14 protein-coding genes and 1 other RNA gene are annotated in these 17,103 nt (G+C 65.3%); 8 read left to right on the top strand and 7 right to left on the bottom strand.

Annotated elements, in window-relative coordinates:
* Positions 1 to 16: 16 nt before the first annotated feature.
* Genes AC5ZG5_RS14905 through AC5ZG5_RS14920 form a run of 4 tightly spaced genes read left to right on the top strand, consistent with a single transcriptional unit; the run spans position 17 to position 4,713 of the window.
* Positions 17 to 874 (top strand): branched-chain amino acid ABC transporter permease, encoded by an 858-nt coding sequence (locus AC5ZG5_RS14905; protein ID WP_456642468.1) that lies wholly within the window; start codon positions 17 to 19, stop codon positions 872 to 874.
* Entirely contained in the window at positions 874 to 2,673 is a 1,800-nt protein-coding gene (locus AC5ZG5_RS14910) for a branched-chain amino acid ABC transporter ATP-binding protein/permease (protein WP_456642469.1), read from the top strand. The genes AC5ZG5_RS14905 and AC5ZG5_RS14910 overlap by 1 nt, the downstream gene beginning before the upstream one ends.
* Positions 2,654 to 3,403 (top strand): ABC transporter ATP-binding protein, encoded by a 750-nt coding sequence (locus AC5ZG5_RS14915; protein WP_456642470.1) that lies wholly within the window; start codon positions 2,654 to 2,656, stop codon positions 3,401 to 3,403. The genes AC5ZG5_RS14910 and AC5ZG5_RS14915 overlap by 20 nt, the downstream gene beginning before the upstream one ends.
* The gene (locus AC5ZG5_RS14920) at positions 3,403 to 4,713 is read left to right on the top strand and encodes an MFS transporter (RefSeq protein ID WP_130230761.1); all 1,311 of its coding nucleotides are present in this window, start codon (positions 3,403 to 3,405) and stop codon (positions 4,711 to 4,713) included. Before AC5ZG5_RS14915 ends, AC5ZG5_RS14920 begins: the two co-directional genes overlap by 1 nt.
* A gap of 41 nt (positions 4,714 to 4,754) precedes the next feature.
* Here the strand turns inward: AC5ZG5_RS14920 and AC5ZG5_RS14925 are convergent, their stop codons facing one another.
* A complete protein-coding gene (locus AC5ZG5_RS14925) occupies positions 4,755 to 5,393 on the bottom strand; it encodes a TetR/AcrR family transcriptional regulator (protein WP_028161781.1) in 639 nt (212 codons plus the stop codon).
* 138 nt (positions 5,394 to 5,531) lie between these two features.
* On the opposite strand from AC5ZG5_RS14925, the gene AC5ZG5_RS14930 reads away from it, so the two are divergent.
* Complete coding sequence (locus tag AC5ZG5_RS14930) at positions 5,532 to 6,761, top strand: cytochrome P450 (protein ID WP_456642471.1); 1,230 nt, start codon at positions 5,532 to 5,534, stop codon at positions 6,759 to 6,761.
* Between the two features lie 131 nt (positions 6,762 to 6,892).
* Positions 6,893 to 10,582: an AsmA family protein gene (locus AC5ZG5_RS14935; protein ID WP_456642472.1), complete on the top strand. Its 3,690-nt coding sequence runs from the start codon at positions 6,893 to 6,895 to the stop codon at positions 10,580 to 10,582.
* 213 nt (positions 10,583 to 10,795) lie between these two features.
* Here AC5ZG5_RS14935 and AC5ZG5_RS14940 read toward each other — a convergent pair whose 3' ends face one another.
* The 6 genes from AC5ZG5_RS14940 to ssrA all read right to left on the bottom strand — a co-directional run bounded on the left by AC5ZG5_RS14940 (position 10,796) and on the right by ssrA (position 15,806).
* Complete coding sequence (locus AC5ZG5_RS14940; protein ID WP_456642473.1) at positions 10,796 to 12,370, bottom strand: ABC-F family ATP-binding cassette domain-containing protein; 1,575 nt, start codon at positions 12,368 to 12,370, stop codon at positions 10,796 to 10,798.
* A gap of 117 nt (positions 12,371 to 12,487) precedes the next feature.
* A complete protein-coding gene (locus tag AC5ZG5_RS14945) occupies positions 12,488 to 12,751 on the bottom strand; it encodes a ribbon-helix-helix domain-containing protein (RefSeq protein WP_035688975.1) in 264 nt (87 codons plus the stop codon).
* A complete protein-coding gene (locus AC5ZG5_RS14950; protein WP_028161785.1) occupies positions 12,748 to 12,936 on the bottom strand; it encodes a DUF4169 family protein in 189 nt (62 codons plus the stop codon). Before AC5ZG5_RS14950 ends, AC5ZG5_RS14945 begins: the two co-directional genes overlap by 4 nt.
* Positions 12,937 to 13,263: 327 nt before the next feature.
* Positions 13,264 to 14,685 carry a class II fumarate hydratase gene (fumC, locus tag AC5ZG5_RS14955; RefSeq protein WP_456642474.1) on the bottom strand — a complete coding sequence of 474 codons (1,422 nt, stop codon included), beginning with the start codon at positions 14,683 to 14,685 and terminating at the stop codon, positions 13,264 to 13,266.
* A 72-nt stretch (positions 14,686 to 14,757) separates the two neighbouring features.
* Positions 14,758 to 15,279 (bottom strand): SspB family protein, encoded by a 522-nt coding sequence (locus tag AC5ZG5_RS14960; RefSeq protein WP_456642512.1) that lies wholly within the window; start codon positions 15,277 to 15,279, stop codon positions 14,758 to 14,760.
* A gap of 164 nt (positions 15,280 to 15,443) precedes the next feature.
* Positions 15,444 to 15,806: a transfer-messenger RNA gene (gene ssrA, locus AC5ZG5_RS14965) on the bottom strand.
* A gap of 88 nt (positions 15,807 to 15,894) precedes the next feature.
* On the opposite strand from ssrA, the gene AC5ZG5_RS14970 reads away from it, so the two are divergent.
* Positions 15,895 to 16,506, top strand: a complete 612-nt coding sequence (locus tag AC5ZG5_RS14970; protein WP_456642475.1) for a chromate transporter — start codon at positions 15,895 to 15,897, stop codon at positions 16,504 to 16,506.
* Complete coding sequence (locus AC5ZG5_RS14975; protein ID WP_130227615.1) at positions 16,503 to 17,036, top strand: chromate transporter; 534 nt, start codon at positions 16,503 to 16,505, stop codon at positions 17,034 to 17,036. Before AC5ZG5_RS14970 ends, AC5ZG5_RS14975 begins: the two co-directional genes overlap by 4 nt.
* The last annotated feature ends 67 nt before the right edge of the window (positions 17,037 to 17,103 follow it).

Below are 17,103 nucleotides of genomic sequence, written 5' to 3' on the forward strand. Positions count from 1 at the left end.
GCAGAGGGTGCATCCGATGCTCGCCTCGATCCTCGCATCCGGTCTCGCGGCGGGCGCGATCTACGCGCTCGTCGGCGTCACCTACAACACGATGTTCTCGACCTCGCGGGTGATGAGCTTCACCGCAGGCCAGCTTGCCATGCTGGGCGGCGTGCTCGGCTCGATGTTCACGCTCAAGATGGGCATGCCCATCATCGTGGGCTTCGTGCTGACGCTGGCCGCGTGCGCGATCGTCGGCATCATCACCGAATTCGTCGCGGTGCGGCCGGTTTTGAAGAGTCTCGACCAGCATCTCTATGTGCTTTCGACGCTGGCGCTGGCCTTGATGATCCAGCAGGTCGCGGCGATCAAATGGGGCACCGAGCCGCAGCCGTTCCCGCGCGTGATCGGGCTCGGCAGCGGCGTCTGGGACGAGAAGTTCTGGCTGCCGGTGGTTGCCTGCGCGGTGACGATCGTGGCGCTCGCATATCTCTACCGCCGCACCCTGGTCGGCCGCGCCTTCGTCGCCATCGCGGAGGATAACTTCGCCGCACGCGCGCTCGGTCTTCCCGAGCGCAATCTGAGGGTCGCAAGCTATGCGCTCGCCGGGGTGATCGGCGGCATCGCCGGCTTTTCCGGCGGCCAGCTCCTGCTGGCGTTCTTCGCCAATGGCGCGCTGCTCAATTTCTACGGCTTCGTGCCGGTGGCGCTCGGCGGCCTCGGCAACAACCGCGGCGCCATCTTCGGCGGGCTCGCGCTCGGCCTGTTCCAGCAGGCGGCGAATTTCCTGGTCGGCGGCATCTTCTCTTCCGTTGCCGTGTTCACTCTGTTCATCGTGGTCCTCTTGGCGGCGCCCCAAGGCCTGTTCGGCGGAACCACGGCGCGGAGGGTGTGATGACGGCTGTCACTGCAACCTCTGCCCAAAGTGAAAGCGGCGCGTGGCGCGCCGCCTTGCCGCACGTCGCGCCGTTCCTCGGCATCCTCGCGCTCGCATTGCTGCTGCCGTTCGTCAGCAACGACTATTGGGCGCTGATCGGCACGCGCATGGCGATCTATTGGGTGCTGGTCTCCGGCCTCAATCTCGTGGTCGGCTTCGCGGGCCATCTTGCGATCGGCTATGTCGCGCTATTGACGCTAGGTGCCTACACGACGAGCGTGCTCGTCGCCGGCAATGTCACGCCGGCAGTGCCGGTGTTCCTCGCGCTGCCGATTGCCGGCTGCGTCGGTGCGCTGTTCGGCGTGATCGTCGGATTGCCGGCGCTGCGCCTGCGCACCTTCTATTTCGCGATGTCGACGCTCGGTTTCGCCACCATCGTGACGCAGATCGCGCTGGCCTGGCAGAGCGTGACCGGCGGCGGCATCGGCATCGCCGGCCCGGAATTTCCGGCGCCGTTCGATACGCCCTGGGGCTTCTACGGGCTCTGCGTCGCCTTTGCGGCGGTCGCCACCTGGATGAGCGCCAACGTCGCCCGCAGCCGATTCGGCCGCGCACTGATCGCGGTGCGCGACGCCGAGGTGGCGGCGGAAGCGACCGGCATCTCCAAGCCGAAGATGCTGATTGCGATTTTCCTGTTCGCCGGCGCGCTGGCCGCGATCGCCGGCGGATTGTTCGCGACGCTGCAGACCTACATCACGCCCGATGCCTTCACCTTCGATCTGTCGGTCCTGTTCTTCATCGCGATCCTGATCGGCGGCCGCGGCTCGATCCTGGGGCCGATGCTCGGCACCATCATCCTGACCATCCTGCCCGAGATCGCCGCGCCGCTGGCCGCATGGTCGACATTCCTGTACGCCGTGCTGCTGCTCGTGATCGTGCTGGTGATGCCCGGCGGCATCGCGGCGCTGCTCGACTTCCGCAACCGCCGTCCGCTTGCCAGCAACCGCGCCATCGTGCCGCGTCCGGCCGTTCTCGCCGACATCGTCCGCCGCCGCAGCGGGGGCAAGCACCTGAAGCTGCGCGACATCGCGCTGAGCTTTGGCAATGTGAAGGCGATCGACGGGCTCGACCTCGACGTAGCGCCAGGCGAGATCCACGGTCTGATCGGCCCGAACGGCAGCGGCAAGACCACGACGCTCAACGTCATCTCCGGCTATTACGCCGCTAAGGCCGGCACGATGACGCTGGGCGATGACATGCTGCCGCCGGGCCTGCCGGCATTGCGCGCAGCTTGCGGCATTGCGCGGACGTTCCAGACCCCGCGCGTGATCGGCGAGGCCTCGGTGCTGGAGAACGTCATGATCGGCGGCTCAGTGGAGGGCAGGGCGACCTTCGTCGAGGCGGTGCTGTCGGCCCCGCGCAATCGCGAAGACGAGCGGATGCTCGCGGCGAAGGCGCGGGCGCTGCTCGGCGTGGTCGGGCTGGAGACGCTGGCGGAGGTGCGCGCCGACCGCCTGCAGCACAGCGAACTCCGCTTCATCGAGATCGCGCGTGCCTTGATGCTCGATCCCGATTTCCTGCTGCTCGACGAACCCGCGGCCGGTCTTTCCAACGACGAGATCGAACGGCTGGCGTCCCTGATCAAGGCGATCAGCGCACGCGGCACCGGTGTCCTGCTGGTGGAGCATCACGCCGATCTCATCTTCGACATCTGCCATCAGGTCACCGTGCTCAATCTCGGCCGCACGCTGGCGGCGGGCACGCCGGCCGAGATCCGCGTTCACAAGGAGGTGGTCAGTGCGTACCTCGGCGGCTGAACCCTTGCTTTCCGTGACCGCGCTGGAATCCGGTTACGGCAAGATCCGCGTGCTTCATGGCATCCATTTCCAGGTCGCCGCCGGCGAGGTGGTGGCGCTGCTCGGACCCAACGGCGCCGGCAAGACCACGATGCTGCGCGCGCTGTCCGGATTGCTGCCCGTGACCGCGGGACAGGTGCGCTTCGACGGCCGCGACATGACCAACGCGACGCCGCGGGATGCCGCGCGCGCCGGCCTCGTCCATGTGATCGAGGGCCACCGTGTGTTCACGCAAATCTCCGTCACCGACAATCTGCTGCTTGCCGGCTACGACGTGCCGCGCGCCGAGCGTGCGCAGCGCGTCGAGGAAGCGCTGGCGTATTTCCCCGAGATCGCCGAGAAGCGTCACGAGCGCGGCGGCACGCTGTCGGGCGGGCAACAGCAGATGCTCACCGTCGCGCAAGGCCTGGTACGCCGCCCGCGGCTGTTGATGCTCGACGAGCCCTCGGCCGGCCTGTCGCCGGTGCTGGTCGATCGGGTCCTCAACGTCATCGGCCGCTTGCGCGCACAGGGCACCGCGGTATTGCTGGTCGAGCAATTGCTGGAGAAGGCGCTGGCCACGGCGGACCGCGTCTACGCCCTGGTGCAGGGGAATATCGTGCTGGAAGCGTCGACCGAGGAAAGCAATCTGGCGCAGCGGCTGGAGCGCGCCTATTTCGGCCATGAGAGCCACGCGTTGGTGACCCCTTGATGCGGCTTCCCTTCTTCTACGGCTGGATCATCATCGCGGTGACCTTCGTCACCATGGCGATCGGCGTCAATGCGCGCACTGCGTTCTCGCTGTTCTATCCGCCTGTTCTCAGCGAGTTCGGCTGGGATCGCGGCGTCACCGCCGGCGCGTTCTCGTTCGGCTTCGTGGCCTCCGGCATCGCCAGTCCGTTGATCGGCCGCCTGATGGATCGCGCCGGCCCGCGCGCGGTGATGGAACTCGGCGTCGCGCTGATGGGCGCAGGGTTCCTGCTGGCGCCGCTGACGACGCAGCCCTGGCATCTCTATCTCAGCATCGGCGTTCTCGTCGGCGCGGGCAGCGTCTGCCTCGGCTATTCCGGTCAATCATTCTTTCTGCCGAACTGGTTCATCCGCCGTCGCGGTCTCGCGATCGGGATCGCCTTTGCCGGTGTCGGCATCGGCTCGGTGACCTTGCTGCCGTGGGTGCAGCACATGATCGAGGGTACCGGCTGGCGCACTGCCTGCACGGCGATCGGCATCCTCGTGCTGGTCGTGCTCGCGCCGATCAATCTATTGGTGCGAAAACGCCCTGAAGATATCGGGCTACTGCCGGACGGCGACGCCGCGCCGACCGCCACTTCGGCAAAGCCGGTGTCGAACATCGTCGATCCCGTCTGGGCCGGTACCGACTGGACGCTGTCCCGGGCGCTCCGCACCGCGCGCTTCTGGTGGATCGCGCTCGGCTATTTCTGCGGACTTTACATTTGGTACGCGGTGCAGGTGCATCAGACCAAATTCCTGCTCGACATCGGCTTCAGCCCGAATGTCGCCGTGTGGTCGCTTGGCGTCGTCAGCCTGCTCGGCATTCCCGGCCAGATCTGGCTTGGCCATCTCTCCGACCGGATCGGGCGCGAAACGGTGTGGGCGATCAGTTGCGCTGGCTTTGCGATCTGCTTTGCGAGCCTGATGGCGTTGAAATATGCGCCTGTGTTGCCGCTGGTCTATCTGATGGTGTTCACGCAAGGCGCGCTCGGCTACGGCCTGACCTCGGTGATGGGGCCGGTCGTGGTCGAGATCTTCCAGGGCAGGCATTACGGCAGCATCTTCGGAACCATCATGCTGGCCGCGCTTGCGGGGGGCGCCGCCGGCCCGTGGGCGACGGGACTATTGTATGATTTCACCGGCAGCTACACGGCGGCCTTTGCGATCAGCATTGCCGTGAGCGCGTTGTCCGCCTTCGCGATCTGGCAGGCTTCGCCGGGAAAGGTCCGTGCCGTGGCGGGCCGTTTGCACACGTTGCAAAGCCGTAGCCCGGGTGAAGCGTCAGCGTAACCCGGGGCCGCTCGCGCGCTGACGCAGGGTCCCGGGTTACGCTAGCGCTCCACCCGGGCTACAGCTACGGCGCGGTCGGCGCTCCCGATCGTGCGCTGCAGATCGCCGATCGCGCGCAGGAAGCTGTCGGCGGGCGTGGTCTCCGGATCGATCAGGCGGTGCAGGCGAAAGCCGTCCTCGAGCGCCAGCACGATTGCGGCGGTCCACGCCGCATCCAGCCGGCCGTTCCTGCCGCTATCCTTCCGCGCGGTCTCGATGATGTCGGTGACCAGCTTGCGCCGGGCGCGCAGGCGCTTCGCAAGTTCGGGCCGGCGCTTCTCCGCGCGTGCGACGAACAGGATCATCTCCATGTGCAGAAGCGGCGAGCGGCCGAGCGGATCCTGCCTGGTGCGGTCCATGTGCTTCAGCGCGTCGATGAAGTCGGCGAGGTTGGTGTGTTGAGCAAGCAGGTCGAGGTTGCGCCGGATCGATTGCTCGACATGGTCCTCGAGCATCGCGATGATGAGTTCTTCCTTGCTCTTGAAGTTCGAATAGAACGCCCCGCGCGTGAAACCGGCGGCGGCCGCGATCGCCTCGATGCTGGCGCCGCCGATCCCCTGTTCCTCGAACACGCGCGCCGCCGCCTCGAACAGCTTTTCGCAGGTATCGTCCCTGGTCGGTCTGGTCCTGACTCTTGACATCGGCCCTGTTTAGGCCACAATGCAACTCGATACAAGAGTGTATCGAGTTTCAGGGGGAAACGCTTGGCTCCGCACGAAGCGGCGGCCGGTAGCGTTCAATGTGAAATCGTCGCAACGCGGCAACCGATTGAGGTCACCATGAACGAGCAAGCTCGGCCGGCGAACAGCGATCCGCTGTTCAATCCCCTGGCGCCGGAATTCATCCGCAATCCCTATCCCCATTACGAGCGGCTGCGCACCGAGGACCCGATGCATGTCACGCCGTTCGGCGCTTTCGTCGCGAGCCGTCACGCGGAGGTGAGCTTCGTGTTGCGCGACAAGCACTTTGGCAAGGACTATGCCGGCCGTGCCATACGCCGCTACGGGCCAAAGGCCATGGAGGACCCGGTCTTCCGCAGCATGAGCCAGATGATGCTGCAGCAGGATCCGCCCGATCACACCCGTCTGCGCGGCCTTGTGGTGAAGGCATTCACGGCGCGCCGGGTCGAGGACATGCGGCCGCGGATTCAGGAGATCGTCGATCAGACGCTCGATCGTGTCATCCCGCAGGGCAGGATGGACCTGATCGAGGACTTTGCGTTCCGCCTGCCGGTGACGGTGATCTGCGACATGCTCGGAATCCCCGAGGAGCATCGCGAAACGTTTTATACCGGCGCGCGCGACAGCGGGCGCATCCTCGAACCGGTGCCGTTGTCGCCTGAGGAGATCAAGCAGGGCAACGCCAGGACCAAGATGTCGGAGATGTATTTCCAGCAGCTCTTCGAGCTGCGGCGGAAGCAGCCCGGCGACGACCTGACGACGCAGCTCGTGCAGGCGGAGGAGGATGGCCACAAGCTCAGCAACGAAGAGCTGACCGCCAACATCATCCTTCTGTTCGGGGCCGGGCACGAGACGACCGTCAACCTGATCGGCAACGGCCTCTTGGCGCTGCACCGCAATCCCGATCAGCTCGCGCTGCTCAAGGCCAATCCCGGCCTGATCACCAACGCGATCGAGGAATTCCTGCGCTATGATTCCTCCGTGCAAATGACCGGGCGCGCGGCTCTGGAGGACATCGATCTCTGCGGCAAGCGCATACCCAAGGGCGAGGCCGTGCTGTGCCTGCTGGGCTCGGCCAACCACGATCCGGCTGTCTATCCCGACCGCCCGGAACGGCTCGATATCACCAGGCCCAACGTGAAACCGCTGTCCTTCGGCGGCGGCATCCATTTCTGTCTCGGCGCCCAATTGGCGCGGATCGAGGCCGAGATCGCGATCTCGACGCTGCTCCGCCGCCTGCCGGAGCTGCGGCTGGATGACGCGGAAAATCCACAGTGGCGGCCGACCTTCGTGCTGCGGGGGCTACGGCGCCTGCCGGCGAGCTGGTAACCTTCTCGACCCTCGCCAGCGGGTGCAGCGCGATACCGCTGTGACTTCGCCATACTTCTCTCTATATACTGGGCTGCTCCGGCGCTGTATTGGCCACGTGCGCCGCGGGGCGGGGCTCAAAGGGAGACACCGTGCAGACGACGCTGCTCGGCCTGGCAATCGCGTTCATTCTTGCGCTGATCGCCGCGCTGGTCGGACCGTACTTCATTGACTGGAACCAGTTCCGTCCGCAATTCGAGGCAGAGGCGACGCGAATCATCGGCGCGCCCGTGCGCATCGGCGGCGAGCTTGACGCGCGGCTGCTGCCGGCGCCGCAGCTTCGGCTGCGTTCGGCCGTGGTCGGCGGCGGCAATGATCGCGGCAAGATCCGGGCCGACAAGCTCGACGTCGAATTCAGCCTGGGTTCGCTGATGCGCGGCGAATGGCGCGCTACGCAGCTCACCGTCAATGGCATGTCGGTGGATCTCGGTCTGGACCAGAAGGGACGGATCGACTGGCCGGCCTCGCAGGGCACGTTCGACTTCGCCTCGCTGGCGATCGATCGCGTCAACCTCACCGGCCGCATCGCCCTGCATGACGCCGCGAGCCGTGGCACGCTGGAATTGAGCGACATCGCGTTCAGCGGCGATGTCCGGTCGCTTGCCGGCGCGATCCGCGGCGACGGCAATTTCACGTTCGACGGCTCCCGCTATCCGTTCCGGATCTCCTCCGGCCAGAGCGCCGACGGCAATGGCACCCGCGTGCATGTCAACATCGACCCCGGCCAGCGCCCGCTCTCGGCCGATCTCGACGGCATACTCACCTTCGAGGCCCGCGCGCCGCGCTTCGAAGGCGTGCTGGCGCTGGCCTCTCCGCCCGCATCAAAGAACGACGCGGCCGCGCCGACGCCCTGGCGTGTCGGAGCCCGGATCAAAGCCGATTATTCGGCCGCGCGGCTCGACCAGATCGAGGTCAGCTATGGAAATGACGAGCGCGCGCTGAAGCTCGCGGGCGCAGGCGACATCCGTTTCGGCGCTTCGCCGCTGCTGCGCGCCTCACTCTCGGCGCGACAACTCGATGTCGACCGCTTTGCCTCGAAGGACAACAATGCTGAGCCGATTCATGCGCTGCCGGCGCTGCGCGCTCTGCTGTCGGGCGTTCCGCACATCGCGCTGCCGTCGCAGATCGAATTCTCGTCCGAGCAGATCATGCTCGGCGGGCGGCCCTTGCAGGATATCGCCGCCGAGCTTCACGGCGACGACAAGGGCTGGACAGTGCGGCGGCTCGACTTCCGCGCACCGGGCGCCACGCGCGTCTCGCTCAGCGGTGCTGGCCCGCAAAGCGCCCAGTCGGACAGCTTCAAGGCGGCGCTCAATGTCGAGTCGTCCGATCCCGATGCGCTGATGGTATGGCTGCAGGGCCGTAGCGATCCGCCGTCTCGCAATCAAAAACCGCTCAAGCTGCGTGGCGACGTCACGCTCGCCGCAACCGGCTTTGCGGTCGATGCCATGAAGGCCGAGATCGACGGCGGTGCGATCGCCGGACGTGTCGCGGTGTCGTATCCCACCGGCAATCGTGGCGCGAAGGTCGACGCCACCGTGAAGGCCGACCGGCTGGATCTCGATGCGGCCACCGCGGTCATACGCTCGCTGGCGGGACCGCAGGCCGAATGGCCGGAGGAAGCGCAGCTCTCGCTTGACATCGCTCGCGCGACGTCGGCCGGGCAGGAGCTGCGTCCGCTGCAGGCCAAGCTTGCCTTTGGACCGAAGATGGTCTCGCTCGAGCGACTTAAGATCGGGCAGCCGGACAGCGTGACGATCGAGGGCACCGGCAATTTCGATCGCATCAACGCGACCGGAAAGCTCGCGCTCGACGCAAACGCGGCCTCGTTCAGCCAGTTGACCGGTCTGGTCTCATCGTTCGCACCGTCAGCCGCATCGCGCTTCAACACGCTGGCTGCGATCCCCGGTCCGGCGCGGCTGAAGCTCGCGCTTGATCTCGACAAGGGACAGGCCGATCGCGGCAGCCTTCGCGCCGCGTTGGAGCTCGACGCGGTGCAGCTCAAGGGCACCGCTACGGTGACAGCGAAGCCGCAGGTCGCAGCGATCCGCAGCACCGATCTCGATGCCCTCAGCCGCAGCGATCTCGGCGTCGACGCCAGATTTTCAGCGGGGCAGGGGCGTGCAATGCTCGCGCTGCTCAACCTCGATCGAGTCATCGCCATCGGCGACGGCCCCGCGCAATTCGAAGGCTCGATCAACGGCGCCTGGCGCGCGCCGTTGCGGCTGAAGGCGAGGATCTGGGGCGCGGGGCTTGATGCGGACGCCGAAGGCGCAGCCGAGCCATGGGACGAGGCGAAGAAAGCCAGCATCAACCTGCGGGTCAGGAGCGCCGACATCAGTCCGCTGCTCGATCTCAAGCCGTCGGACACCCCGGTGAACGGCGTCCGCCTGTCGTCGCGCGTCTCACTCGCCGGCAATAAGCTCTCGTTCGACGATCTCGACAGCATCATCGGCGGCTCGCGACTGCGTGGCCGGGTTGCGCTCGCCATGGGGGAGGAGAAGGACATCGAGGGTGAGATCGGGCTCGACCAGGTCGCGCTTGCACCGGTGTTTGCGTTTGCGATCGGTGCCGGCGGACATGATTCGACCGAGCCGCTCGGCGGGGGCATCATCAAGGGCTGGCGCGGCAACATCGTCTTCCAGGCGTTGCGCGGCGAGCTGCCGGGCGGCAGCGAAGTGCAGCCGGTGAGCGGCACGATCAAGAGCGATGGCCAGGCGCTGACCTTTGAGGCCCTCAAGGGCAAGATCGGCGGCGGCGATCTCAGCGCCGCCATCGATGCAAGGCCGAGTGCGAATGGCATCACCGTCAATGCGAGCGTGCAGCTTAGCGGCGTTGACGGAACGGCGTTGCGCTACCGAAATCTCAACATGCCCAAGGGGCGCGCCTCCTTGCAGATGACATTGATGAGCCAGGGCCGCAGCGCGTCGGCGCTGGCTGGCGCGCTGTCCGGCAGCGGCACGGTCACGCTTGAAAGTGCGCGCATTGCCGGGCTCGATCCGCGCGCCTTCGACGTTGCGATCCGCGCCAGCGAGAACGGGCAGGTTTCGGATGACGCTAGGCTGAAGCAGATCGTCGAGCAGGCGCTCGCAAACGGCGTGCTGTCGGTCGCCTCAGCCCAGCTTCCGTTCAACATTCGCGACGGGCGGATCCGCGTTGGCGCCAGCACGCTGGCGGCCAATGGCGTCAACGCCACGATCTCCGGCGGCTACGACATTCCGGCCGATCAGGCCGACATCCGCGCGGTGCTGGTGCCGACCGCGATCACCGCGGCGAGCCGGCCGGAAATCCAGTTGCTCGCGGTGGGCACGCCCGACGGGCTCACCCGTAGCGTCGATGTCGCGGCGTTATCGTCGTGGCTCGCGGTACGCGCGATCGACCGCGAGACCAGGCGATTGGATGCGATTGAGCGCGGCGAGCCGCCTCCAACGTTCCAGCCGACGCCGCCGCTGATCCCGCCGCAGGAGCCGGCGGAAGCTCCCGATGCAAGCGCGACGATCCCACCGACAGCAACTGACGTGCCGATCCCGGGCCGCGATCCGCGCAAGGGAGCCCAAAAGCCGAAAACGAGCGCACCGCGTCCGCCGCAGGTCCAACCTCCGGCCAGCGCGCCAGCCGCCAATCCGCCCGCGTCAGTCGCGAGCCAACCGCAGCTCGCGCCATTGCCGCCGCCGATCGACGTCAAGCCGCCGCCGGGCGCTGCGAAACCAAAGCCCCGTCCGCCGCTCGCACTGACGCCCCAGGTCGCCAACCCACCATCGCGTCCGGCGGCGCAGAATTAGAGCGCGATTAAGGTCAGGGTCGAACTGCGTCCGCGACCGGGGCTGCGCTTCCTCTCCCCGTTCTTACGGGGAGAGAGTTGGGGTGAGGGGCTCTCTCCGCGAGCACGGTGACAGAAGGACTCGCGGAGGCTCCCTCTCACCCGAAATTCAAGCTGTGCTCGAATTTCGACCTCTCCCCGCAAGCGGGGCGAGGTGAACCCGGGGTTCGCCGCCTCAGAGCGTAATCTCCCGTTCGATCCCGATCGCCTGCAGGAACGCCCTGTCATGGCTGACGACGACCAGCGCGCCATCGAAGTCGCGCAGTGCGCCTTCCAGTTCTTCGATCGCGGCGAGGTCGAGATGGTTGGTGGGTTCGTCCAACAGCAGCAATAGCGGCGGCTCCGGCCGCGCAAACACGCAAGCCATACCTGCGCGAAGGCGCTCGCCGCCGCTCAACGTATCCACGATCTGCAATGCGGCCCTGTTGCGGAAGGCAAATCGCGCCAGCGCGGCATGCGCTTCATTGGCTGACAATTCCGGGTTGAGCCGGCGCAGATTGTCCAAGATGCCGGTGCCGGCATCGAGCAGGCCGACATGCTGGTCGAGCATCGCGATCCGCTCGGTGCGACGATGGATCATGCCGGCGGTCGGCTGCGCCTCTCCGGTGATCAGGCGCAGCAATGTGCTCTTGCCCGTGCCATTGGCGCCGTCGATCGCAACGCGCTCGGGGCCGCGCAGTTCGAACGACAGCGGCCCGAACAGGCGGCGGTTGGCAAAGGCCATCGCCACGCCGTCGAAGGCGACGAGCTCGCGATTGGAGGGAAGGGCGGTCTTCGGCAAGTCGATCGACAGCGGCGTCACGATCTCCACCCGCGCGCGGGCCTCCTCGAAGGCATCCGCGCGCTCGCCCATCAGGCGCTCGGCGAGATGGCCTTCGCGGGCGGCGCTGGCCTCCGCGCGTTCCTTCTCGCGGTCCATGAACATCTTGTCTTCGATGCCCTTGGCGCGCCAGGCTCGGCCGGCCTTGTCGCGGCGCGACTTTCTTTCGCGCGCCTTCTGCGTCGCGCGCTCGGCGCTGCGCAGCGCGTCAGTCGCCCGCTCCAGTTCGGTTTCCGCACGCGAGCGCGCCGCGTCGCGCTGCTCGGCGAAATCAGGCCACGCGCCGCCGAAAATCGTGACGCCAACCGGCGTCAGTTCGACGATGCGGTCGACATGCTCGAGCAGCGTACGGTCGTGGCTTGCGACCACGATGCCGCCTTGCCATCGCCCGAGCAATTGCGCCACCGCCTCGCGGCCGTCGGCGTCGAGATTGTTGGTGGGCTCGTCCAGCAGCAGCACGTCAGGTGCCTGGATCAACAGGCGCGCCAGCGCGACGCGCGTTCGCTCGCCGCCGCTGAGCGATGCCACCGCGCGATCGAGCGATAGCGCGGGCAGGCCCGCTTCCGTCAGCGCGGTCTGTAGTCGTGCTTCCAGTGTCCAGTCAGCCGCGGCGGCATCCTCGAGTGTGCCGTCGCCGCGCTCGAGCCGGCGCAGGCACGCGAGCTCGCTATCGACGCCGACGGCTTGCGCCACCGTCGCCCGTTCGTCGGCGATCTGCGCGAGCATGCCGATCGATCCGGCACGGTAAACCGATCCGGCTGCCGGTTCGATCTCGCCCGCGATCAGGCGCAGCAGTGTCGATTTGCCGCAGCCGTTCCGTCCGACGATGCCGGTGCGCTCGCGTCCAATCGCGAGCGTCAGCTCATCGAACAGTGAGCGGCCGTCAGGCGCGTGAAGCGAGATGGAATCCAGGACGACAAAGGCAGGCATGGAGAGCTTCCGAAATGGACAGGTTTCGCGGCGCGGTTAGCTTGGCGATATCCATTTCGCTCTCCACTCAGGTTTGTCGGTGAAGCCGGTGCCTGAGCACCGGCTATCTGCAACGGATCAGGCTTGCGGCCTGTTGTCCGGTGCCTGGACCGTCGTCGCGGCGACCGCGCGCGAACGGAAATACTCCAGCACGAAAAGCCGGATCGCCGACGACAGATTGCCCTGCTGGCGATTGCTGTCGATTTCGCCGACCAGCTCCGACAGCGTCATGTTCCGGAGGCCCGAGATTTCCTTCATGCCATTCCAGAACGCTTCTTCCAGGCTGACGCTGGTTTTGTGGCCTGCGACCACGATCGAACGTTTGACGACGGGCGATTTCATGATGCGTCTCCGCCGTCGATACGATGCTGATCCAACAGCTTCTCGTCGCGCGCTTTGCGAAGCTCGTCCGCTTTCCGTTCGGACTTGGTGCGACCAAATCGTGCGCGGTTGGTTTCGGCCTGCTTCGCAGCTTCTTTGCGCTGCTCTTGTTTTCTTGCTCGGTTCAAGTTGATCACGTCCCCCATGCTCGCCCCATCATCCAGCGATCCGAAGGCGCAAATGCCTGTTGGCGAAACAGGCCGCAGCCAAGTTGCGCGCAAGCACTGCACATGCCCATCCGAAATCCCTATATAGCGCCTAGTGATAAGCATCAAAAGGTCAGCTTCGCCCCACGAAAACCTATATTTCGCTGCTGTCCCATGCGTCAACGCAACGCCCGCTGCAACCGATCTTATTCTTTAGGCGTTATGATCCATAATTATATCACGCGCGGGGCTAGCGCTAATTCGTAGCGAGTCAGCGCAACGCATCACCGTTTTTTCCCGGGAAAATTATGCAATTTGCAGTTTCACTTAACCCGGATGTGTCATTTTGTCCGGCTGCACCAGGGAGTCGAATTCACGTTCCGATACATAGCCGAGCCGCAGCGCCTCTTCCTTGAGCGTCGTGCCGCGCGCATGTGCTGCTTTCGCGACTTTCGCGGCGTTGTCGTATCCGATCTTCGGCGCAAGCGCAGTGACGAGCATCAGCGATCGCTGCATCAACTCACCGATGCGTTTCTCGTCGGCACGTATCCCGACCACGCAATGCTCGGTGAAGGAGCGGATAACATCCGACAGGAGCTGAACGGAACTCATCATGCAATACGCCAACACCGGCTTGTAGACGTTCAGCTCGAAGTGTCCCTGGCTGCCCGCGATGGTGACGGCGGTTTCGTTCCCGAAGACGTACGTGCATACCATCGTCATCGCCTCGCATTGCGTCGGGTTCACCTTGCCCGGCATGATCGATGAGCCCGGCTCGTTCTCCGGCAGGATCAGTTCGCCGAGGCCTGAGCGCGGACCCGAGCCGAGGAAGCGGATGTCGTTGGCGATCTTGAACAGCCCGGTCGCCACCGAATTGATCGCGCCGTGTACCAGCACATAGGCGTCGTTGGAGGCCAGCGCCTCGAACTTGTTCGGCGCACTGATGAACGGCAGCTTCGTGATCTTGGCGACGTGCCTTGCGAACAGTCTCGCAAAGCGTGGCTTGGAGTTGAGGCCGGTGCCGACGGCGGTGCCGCCTTGCGCGAGCGGCAACAGATCCTTCGCCGCCGTGCGCAGCCGCGCGATGCCACTCTCGACCTGCGCGGCATAGCCGGAGAATTCCTGACCCAGCGTCAGCGGCGTCGCATCCTGAGTGTGGGTGCGGCCGATCTTGACGATCTTCGCGAACGCTTTCTCCTTGCGGCGCAGCTCGCGATGCAATTCGCCGAGCGCAGGAATCAGCCTCTCCAAAATTCCCTGCGCCGCCGCGATGTGCATCGCCGTCGGAAACGAGTCGTTCGACGACTGGCTCATGTTGACGTGATCGTTGGGATGAACCGGTTTCTTCGCGCCGAGTTCAAAGCCGAGCAGTTCGTTGGCGCGGTTGGCGATCACCTCGTTGAGGTTCATGTTGGTCTGCGTGCCCGAGCCTGTCTGCCACACCACCAGCGGGAAATGATCGTCGAGCTTGCCTTCGATCACTTCTTTCGCGGCACGCGTGATCGCATTGGCGCGGCGCGCGTCGATCAGGCCAAGCTCGCGGTTGGTGAGCGCTGCCGCCAATTTCACGATGCCGAGCGCATGCACGATCTCGATCGGCATGCGGTCGCGGCCGATGCGGAAGTTCTGCCGGGAGCGTTCGGTCTGCGCGCCCCAATAGCGATCGGAGGCGACGTCGATCGGACCGAAACTGTCGGTCTCGACGCGGATGGTTTTGTTTTTTTGTGAAGAGGATGTTGATCGAGCCATTGCCAATGTCCGTTGCGCCGTGAAGCGGCGTAACGTTCATTCTACAGCGTCGATGATTGGTGCGTGTTTAGATTATTTCTTGCGGAAGCGGTCGAGCCGAACCACCTCGGCGCCTTCGCTCGGCTTGTCCGAGTCTTCCTTTTCTTGCGAATCAGTCTCGGCCGCCGGAGCAGGCGGCGGTGGCGCAGGCGAAGCCGCAGGCAGCTTGGGCTCGGGCTTCTCGGGCGCAACGTCCTCCTCGGACGGTTCGAAATGCAGGCCGAACTTCACGGAGGGATCGAGGAAGCTCTTGATGGCGGCGAAGGGCACGACGAGCCGTTCCGGAATGCCGCCGAACGAAAGTCCGACCTCGAAACGATCGTCCGTCACCACGAGGTCCCAGAACTGGTGCTGCAGGATGATCGTCATCTCCTGCGGATATTGCGCGAGCAGCCGCGGCGATATCTTCACGCCGTCGGCGTTGGAGATGAAGGTGATGTAGAAATGATGCTCGCCGGGAAGTCCGTGCTCCGCGGCGTCCGCCAGCACGTGGCGTACCACCCCGCGCAGCGCGTCGCGCGCCAGCACGTCATATCGGATGTGATCGGTCGCCATGATGGTCCTGTCGCGTTCAAAAATGGCCGGCCGCATGCCGGTCGCCCGACTCGCCTTTAGCTCTATGCTATCCCGGCCACAAGCCAAGGTCAGCAGGCCTTCCGGATCGAATTTGCGGCACAAGCACCCGCTTGGGATGCACGCACTTTACCATGCGAATGTGAAGTGGAGGCTTCTGTTGCCAGGTGCCTCCGAACCCCGCCTAGCGGAGCTTAACCCGCTAGGGCTTTAAAGTGGTCTTTCAAACTGCGTTACGCAGCCTGAGCAACCGGAGCATAGTTGTCGTTGGCAACTATTGCATTGGCCCGATATCGGCGGAACCATACCGAGAAAAAACACGCCCTTTACGCCCTCGTCGATCCTATTTCGCCCCCGCCGGAACCCACGGCTTGCGTTCCGCATGGGCTCTGGTGGAGGCGCCGGGTACCGCCCCCGGGTCCGAATGGTTTATTTCGACGGTCGTTTATTTCCATAGCCGGCAAGCCGGCACCCCCAATATAGGCTGCAAAGCGACGGAAAAACAGACCCTTGGCGGCCCCATCCCGGCGTTTCGTGCATGGAACGGCTTCGGTTTATCGCCTTGGCCGGCAGGATGCGGCATTTTAGGCTCTTGCCATGTCCTCCGATTCTCCGCCGGCCGCCGCTCCCGTGGCGGACCTTCCTGCCTCGACCCCGCCCATCCAGCCCAGCCTGGGGGAACTGTTCGTGGCTTTTGCAAAAATGTCCCTGGCCGGGTTCGGCGGGGTTCTGGTCTGGGCGCGCCGGGGCATTGTCGAGCAGCACCGCTGGATGACCGCGGACGAGTTCAACGAGACCTTCGCGCTGTGCCATTTCCTGCCGGGGCCGAATATCGTCAATCTGTCGTTCGTGTTCGGCTCCCGCTTCCGGGGGCTTGCCGGCGGGATCGCGGCCTTTGCCGGGCTGGTCGGCCCGCCGATGTTGATCGCGATCGTGCTCGCGGCGCTCTACAAGAACTATGGCGAGATCGAAGCGCTGCGGCGGACGCTCGCCGGCGTAGCCTGCGTCGCCGTCGGCCTTCTGCTGTCCGTGATGCTCAAGATGACGATGCCACTGGTCAAGCGGCGCGATATCGCCGGCCTCGTGGTCCTCGTCGCGGTCTTCGTCGCCATCGGGGTGTTGCGGCTGCCGTTGGCAGAGGTGCTGCTGGTCGCCGTTCCCACAAGCCTGGCCGTGACACTGCTGATTCGCCAGCGGGGGCGGCCATGAACGAGCATACGAACCCGATTGCGACGCTGATCTGGACGTTCGGCCTGATGTCGCTGTTTGCCGTCGGCGGTGCCAATGCGGCCATCCCCGAAATGCACCGGATCGCCGTCGAGGTCCGGCACTGGATGACCGACAAGGAGTTCGCCGACGTCTTTGCGATCTCGCAATTGTCGCCGGGGCCGAACGTGCTGATCGTGACCCTGATCGGCTACTCCGTCGCCGGTATCGCCGGTGCGCTGGCGGCGACGCTTGCGATGTGCGGGCCGACCGCGCTGCTTGCCTATTATGTGAGCGGGCTGCTTACGCGCTCGCGCCATTCGCGCTGGCCGGCGATCATCCAGGCGGCACTGGTTCCGCTTTCGATCGGGCTGATGGCCGCGAGCGGGTTCATTTTGGCCCGGACCTCCGACCAAAGTTGGATTGCCGCTCTGACGACGGTGATAACGGCCATTGTTGCCTTTGCGACGCGGCTTAACCCTTTTTGGCTGCTACTGGCCGGGGGCGTTCTCGGTTTCGCTGGCGTTATCTGACGAAAATCGCTAGGCAAGGCCGGGGCAGGTCGCAAATCCAGCCGATAGAATAACAGGGCCCGCGGTG

This window comes from Bradyrhizobium sp. Ses1, assembly GCF_059512365.1.

Bases quoted from the DNA above. Each gene is read 5' to 3' on its own strand.
- AC5ZG5_RS14940 (WP_456642473.1), bottom strand. From the start codon at position 12,370: ATGCCTGCCTTTGTCGTCCTGGATTCCATCTCGCTTCACGCGCCTGAC.
- AC5ZG5_RS14975 (WP_130227615.1), top strand. From the start codon at position 16,503: ATGAACGAGCATACGAACCCGATTGCGACGCTGATCTGGACGTTCGGC.
- AC5ZG5_RS14925 (WP_028161781.1), bottom strand. From the start codon at position 5,393: ATGTCAAGAGTCAGGACCAGACCGACCAGGGACGATACCTGCGAAAAG.
- AC5ZG5_RS14960 (WP_456642512.1), bottom strand. From the start codon at position 15,279: ATGGCGACCGATCACATCCGATATGACGTGCTGGCGCGCGACGCGCTG.
- AC5ZG5_RS14970 (WP_456642475.1), top strand. From the start codon at position 15,895: ATGTCCTCCGATTCTCCGCCGGCCGCCGCTCCCGTGGCGGACCTTCCT.
- AC5ZG5_RS14920 (WP_130230761.1), top strand. From the start codon at position 3,403: ATGCGGCTTCCCTTCTTCTACGGCTGGATCATCATCGCGGTGACCTTC.
- AC5ZG5_RS14910 (WP_456642469.1), top strand. From the start codon at position 874: ATGACGGCTGTCACTGCAACCTCTGCCCAAAGTGAAAGCGGCGCGTGG.
- AC5ZG5_RS14945 (WP_035688975.1), bottom strand. From the start codon at position 12,751: ATGAAATCGCCCGTCGTCAAACGTTCGATCGTGGTCGCAGGCCACAAA.
- AC5ZG5_RS14905 (WP_456642468.1), top strand. From the start codon at position 17: ATGCTCGCCTCGATCCTCGCATCCGGTCTCGCGGCGGGCGCGATCTAC.
- AC5ZG5_RS14930 (WP_456642471.1), top strand. From the start codon at position 5,532: ATGAACGAGCAAGCTCGGCCGGCGAACAGCGATCCGCTGTTCAATCCC.
- fumC (WP_456642474.1), bottom strand. From the start codon at position 14,685: ATGGCTCGATCAACATCCTCTTCACAAAAAAACAAAACCATCCGCGTC.
- AC5ZG5_RS14950 (WP_028161785.1), bottom strand. From the start codon at position 12,936: ATGGGGGACGTGATCAACTTGAACCGAGCAAGAAAACAAGAGCAGCGC.